General features: G+C 54.9%; 3 protein-coding genes and 2 pseudogenes. 1 reads left to right on the top strand and 4 read right to left on the bottom strand.

The features are described 5' to 3' along the window. The 4 genes and pseudogenes from EOA13_RS36485 to EOA13_RS36470 all read right to left on the bottom strand — a co-directional run. Positions 1–663, bottom strand: a 663-nt coding sequence (locus tag EOA13_RS36485; protein ID WP_127297968.1) for an ATP-binding cassette domain-containing protein, incomplete at its 3' end; no start/stop codon positions are given. Positions 664–668: 5 nt separating this feature from the next. Next, entirely contained in the window at positions 669–1,460 is a 792-nt protein-coding gene (locus tag EOA13_RS36480) for a carbohydrate ABC transporter permease (protein WP_245490599.1), read from the bottom strand. A gap of 80 nt (positions 1,461–1,540) precedes the next feature. Next, positions 1,541–2,314, bottom strand: a complete 774-nt coding sequence (locus EOA13_RS36475; protein WP_245490598.1) for a sugar ABC transporter permease — start codon at positions 2,312–2,314, stop codon at positions 1,541–1,543. Positions 2,315–2,983: 669 nt separating this feature from the next. Beyond that, positions 2,984–4,529: pseudogene (locus EOA13_RS36470) on the bottom strand (Tn3 family transposase); the annotation flags it as partial. Between the two features lie 12 nt (positions 4,530–4,541). Between EOA13_RS36470 and EOA13_RS36465 the strand changes: the two are divergent. Further along, positions 4,542–4,870 (top strand): annotated as a pseudogene (locus tag EOA13_RS36465) (NAD-binding protein); the annotation flags it as partial. Positions 4,871–4,986 lie beyond the last annotated feature (116 nt).

Below are 4,986 nucleotides of genomic sequence, written 5' to 3'. Positions count from 1 at the left end.
CTCCTGCGGAGAACCGACCTGTTGGATTTCTCCGCCGTTCATCACTACCACCTTGGTGGCCAGGATCATTGCCTCGACTTGGTCATGCGTGACGTAAACGATTGTTGCGCCAAGCCGTTGATGTAGTCGTTTGATCTCCGTTCTCATTTCGATGCGAAGCTTGGCGTCAAGATTGGAGAGCGGTTCGTCGAATAGGAAGACTTTCGGGTTCCGGACGAGCGCACGACCGATCGCGACACGTTGTCGCTGGCCTCCCGATAGCTGGCTTGGACGCCGAGCGAGCAACGGCTCCAGTTGAAGAAGCTTGGCAACCTTTGCGAGAGCCTCTTCCTGGCGGTTTCGCGCCACGCCCCGAACCTTCATACCGAAGCAAATGTTGTCTCGCACTGTCATGCTTGGATAGAGGGCATAAGACTGGAATACCATCGCAATATCACGGTCTTTGGGACTGCGATTGTCCACAATCTCCCCGCCGATACTAATTTGCCCTGACGAAAGCTTCTCCAGGCCGGCGATGATCGAGAGCAGGGTAGATTTCCCGCACCCCGACGGCCCCACTAGGACAAGAAATTCCCCGGGTTCTGCATCGACCGACACGGAACGGAGAACATTTAGTTTTCCGAATGATTTTGTGACACGACTGATTGAAAGAGCATGCGCCATGATAATTAGCCTTTGACAGAACCAGCCATCAAGCCTCGGACAAAATACTTGCCAGCCAGTATATACACGGTAAGCGTCGGAATGGCAGCAATTATTGCGACTGCCATATGAAGATTGTACGGGCGATCGCCGGTACCAGTGTTAACGATATTGTTAACTGCAACCATGATAGGCGCATTTAACCCAAATGTGAATGATGAACCCAGAAGAAAATCATTCCATATACTTGTAAACTGCCAAATTACGACCACGACGATCATCGGCCCGGAGATGGGGATCAGGATGTAGGCAAAAATCAGGAAGAACCCTGCTCCGTCGATCTTTGCTGCTTTCACTAGTTCGCTTGGCACCGTCACATAATAATTCCGGAAGAACATGGTCGTGAACGGCAAGCCATATATAGTATGGATTAGAATGAGCCCGCCAATGCTTCCAGACAGACCGATAATACTCAGTGTCTTGGCGGCTGGGATCAGGACGGCTTGATAGGGCGTAAAGCAGCCGAAAAGAATGACCCCGAATATAACGTTCTTCGCGGGAAAGTCGAATTTGGTCAGCGCATATCCATTTAATGCGCCGATCAAAGTTGATAGTATTACCGCAGGCACAACGATCAAAAAAGTGTTCAGATAAAACCGTCTCAGTCCTGGACACTCGACACCAACGCACGCTTGCGACCAAGCCTGAGACCAAGCTCCCGGATAGGGAGTCGAAGGTGGTATGAAAATGTTTCCGCTATGGATTTCAGGCAAAGTCTTAAAGGACGTAAAGATCATGACGACCAGGGGGATCAACATATATGCGGCTCCCGCGAGTAGAACGGCATACGGAAGCGACTTGGAAAGGGAGTGCTTAAGTCTGAACTTCATATCGATCGTCACCGTGCATCGCGGTTTTCGGTACGCAGTTGCCAGATCATGTAAGGCACCATGACTCCCGCGACGGCGACCAAGATCATGACCGAGCTGGCTGCGGCGAGGGCGAGCCGGTTCCGCCCGAACGCGAATTGATACATGAAAGGCGCCGGTAGATCTGATGAGAACCCAGGCCCGGAACCGGTCATAGCCACTACGAGGTCGAATGTCCTGACAGCTTGGAAGACAAGTAGCGTTACGACGCTGAAGAGATAAGGCGTGAGGGTGGGGAGGACGACATATCGATAGGCTTGCCATCGCGAAGCGCCGTCGATATCCGCAGCTTTAACCAACTCGTCGGGAACACCTTTGAGACCGGCAAGAAAGATTGCCATGGAAAAGCCGCAGCTCTGCCAGACTGCGGCGATGACTAGGGTATAGATCGCGGTCTCGGGCCGGACGATCCAGTCCATTTCGAAGTCCGACCAGCCCCAGTCACGGACTGCCTTTTCAATGCCTAGACGAGGATCGAGAATCCACTTCCAGGCCGTTCCAGTCACGATAAAAGAGATCGCCATTGGATAGAGAAAGATGCCCCTAAATAGGCCCTCAAATCTCACTCTCTGGTCGAGAGATAAGGCGATGAGAAGGCCAAGTATTATTGTTATCGTTATGTAAAGTACTCCGAATACAAGAAGATTATAAACTGCTACCTGCCATCGGGCCATATTCCATAGAATTACATAGTGCTTCAGGCCGACAAAGTCATATTTTGGAAACATTGCGGACGAAGTCATAGACAGCATCGTAGACCATGCAATGAATACATACACGAAAATGGATATAAGAACTAAAGAGCAAAAAACTGTCAGCAGCGCAATCAAATCGTCACGCGAGATGTGTGTTGCCACACGTCGTGGTGGCGCCCAACTTTGTTTATGTCCTGCCATATTCTTTCATCCCGCTTCTACACTAAGCTGCGTGAACGTCGCTCCAGAAGGGAAGCAAGGGTCGTGCCACTCTGCGATCAGGGGCCAGAGTTGCGTTCTGACGCGAGGCTACCCGTCTGATGTCTCTTTAGTCTCAAGTCTCAGCTGTGAGACTCTCGTTTTTTAGTCTCAGCTGTGAGACTCTCGTTTTTTGCGACCTGCGACCAATCCTTCAGCTCCAGCAAGACTGCACGCCTCTCCAGCCGGCGGCAGTTGAGCTCGTTTCTTGTCGAGGACCTGCTGGCGGGCGTTTCAACCGCTCCGAAATGCCAAGCTGAAACCGGAACCCGTCACGTCGGTGCGTCCGCGGGCGAAGACATGTCTACCACCTGGAGGTCAGAACAAGGAGCTGCTCAAACGCTAAGGTCGAACGAAGCGTGAACTGAGCTTGCTTGGGTCTCGTGATTTCCGGACCAGATCGGGGTCAGAACAAGAGCTGTTCAGAATCGTACGCTAAGGCTGAACGAAATATGAACATCACGCCGCCCGTCGGATTGGTGCTGGCAAGCGAAGCGTTCTGAAGCCTTCGGGCATCTGGTGTTCAGAATCCCAGGTGTAGATGCCTGTGAGGTTGATGTGTTCCCAACTGAGCGGCGAGATGTGTTTGAGCACTCCATCCGGGATAGTCCGACCCGCCATGCGCAGGTGTATGGTTGCGCGGTCAAGATAGACGGTGTTCCAATGGACGATGGCGCTGACGACGAGATTGAGACCGGAAATGCGGAATGCCTGGCTCTCGAATGAGCGGTCGCGGATTTCGCCGCGCTCATGGAAGAACACCGCGCGCTTCAATTTGTGCGCTGCCTCGCCCTTGTTGAGGCCGGCCTGGCATCGCCGGCGCAATGCCGGGCTCGAATACCATTCGATCATGAACAGTGATCGCTCGATCCGGCCGAGTTCCCGCAGCGCCTTGGCCAGCTGGCTTTCCTTCGGAGACGCCGAGAGCTTCTTGAGGATGGTCGAGGGGACGACGGCGCGCGTCGTGATCGAGGCTGCCAGATGGAGCAGATCGTCCCAATGGTCAAGGATCAGCGCGGTGTTGATCGGCGCGCCGATGTGGTTGGTCAACGCCAGGTAGGCGTCGGCCTTCTCGAATATGTGGAATTTCCGATCCTTGAGGTTGCGCAGTCGTGGCGCGAAGCGCTTGCCGATGAGGGCGAACAGCCCGAAGACGTGATCGCTCGCGCCACCGGTATCCGTAAAGTGCTCATGGATGTCCAGGATCGTTTCCTGATCGAATAGGCCATCGAGCACATAGGCCGCTTCGCTTTCCGTGGGGCTGATGGGCAGGATGCTGAAATAGCCGTACTGGTCCGACAGGTGACTGTAGAATTTCGATCCCGGTTCGCTGCCATAGTGCAGATTGACGTCGCCGCGTTTTGCTGCTCGGTCGCTCGCACGGAAGAACTGTCCGTCGGACGACGCGGTCTGATCGGGCATGAAAGGTGCGCATCCAGCCAATCTGATGGGCGCTGATGCCCTTGGATGCGCCGGCCATCCGCTTCGGACCGAGATTGGTTGCATCGGCCAGGATGCCGGCAAGCATAGCAGAGACATTCCCTGGAGCGTCGCCCGTACGGACATGTGTGAAGTGATCGGCAAATCCCGTCCACTCGTGCACTTCCCTCAACAGGTCGGGAACCTCGACCAGCGGATACATGTCGCTGATCTCTGCGTTCAGTTCTTCGGCTTCTGCGGGAACATCACCGGGCGTCGGCGTGAGGATCAGCGTTCCCCCCTCCAACCGCACGCCCCCAAGCTTGCCAGCACGAGCGCGATAGGCAAGGCGCTTCAGATTGAAGTCCAGCACCTGCTTTACTTCGCTCAGCCAAGCGGCACCGTCACTTTCCACACCAAGGCCAAGCCGATCCTCCTCCTTTATGGTGGTGAACGTCGTTCTCGGCATGAGGTGCTCGTCGATCGGGCGGAACGAGCGGCTGCCCTCCACCCAGATATCCGCAGAGCGAAGGCGCTCGCGCAATGCGGCCAGCGTGGCTAGCTCATATAGCCGGCGATCAGGCTTCTGCTGCCCAAAGCAAAGGCAACGCAGCTTGCCAGCGATGCAGGCTTGGACGTCGAAAACTTCCGAAAGCATTGAAAGGAGGGCGTGCGGACAGCGTCGTGCTTCAAGACTACATGCTGCGCTTCTCTCGTAAAGACTATGAACGCACAGGCCGCATCGACAACATGGTCAAGGATTTGGCCTCGGTCCAAGACCTGGCCAGGCAATCCAACACTTCGATGCCACTGACGGCGCTCTGCCTCGAAATTCATCGAATGCTCACCGCAGCAGCGCTAGGCGGCGAGGATCAAGCCGTGCTGATGGAATTCTTTCGCGGGCCGGACAAGACAAGATTCAGCTGAGCTTGCGCTATTGGCATCGCGCAAGTCCCAGCGCTATCGGATATCGGCCACGCTGACTTCGGCATCGCCACTCAAGAGATCTGGGCGCTGCGACCGCAAAATCTCGATCGCCGGAA

The organism is Mesorhizobium sp. M7A.F.Ca.US.011.01.1.1, assembly GCF_003998295.1.
GTDB lineage: Bacteria > Pseudomonadota > Alphaproteobacteria > Rhizobiales > Rhizobiaceae > Mesorhizobium.
The sequence above is the reverse complement of the archived record's forward strand: the minus strand, read 5'-3'. Positions and strand labels throughout refer to the sequence as shown.

Excerpts from the sequence above, each read along its gene's own strand:
- EOA13_RS36480 (WP_245490599.1), bottom strand. The coding sequence starts at position 1,460 with ATGTTGATCCCCCTGGTCGTCATGATCTTTACGTCCTTTAAGACTTTG.
- EOA13_RS36475 (WP_245490598.1), bottom strand. The coding sequence starts at position 2,314 with ATGACTTCGTCCGCAATGTTTCCAAAATATGACTTTGTCGGCCTGAAG.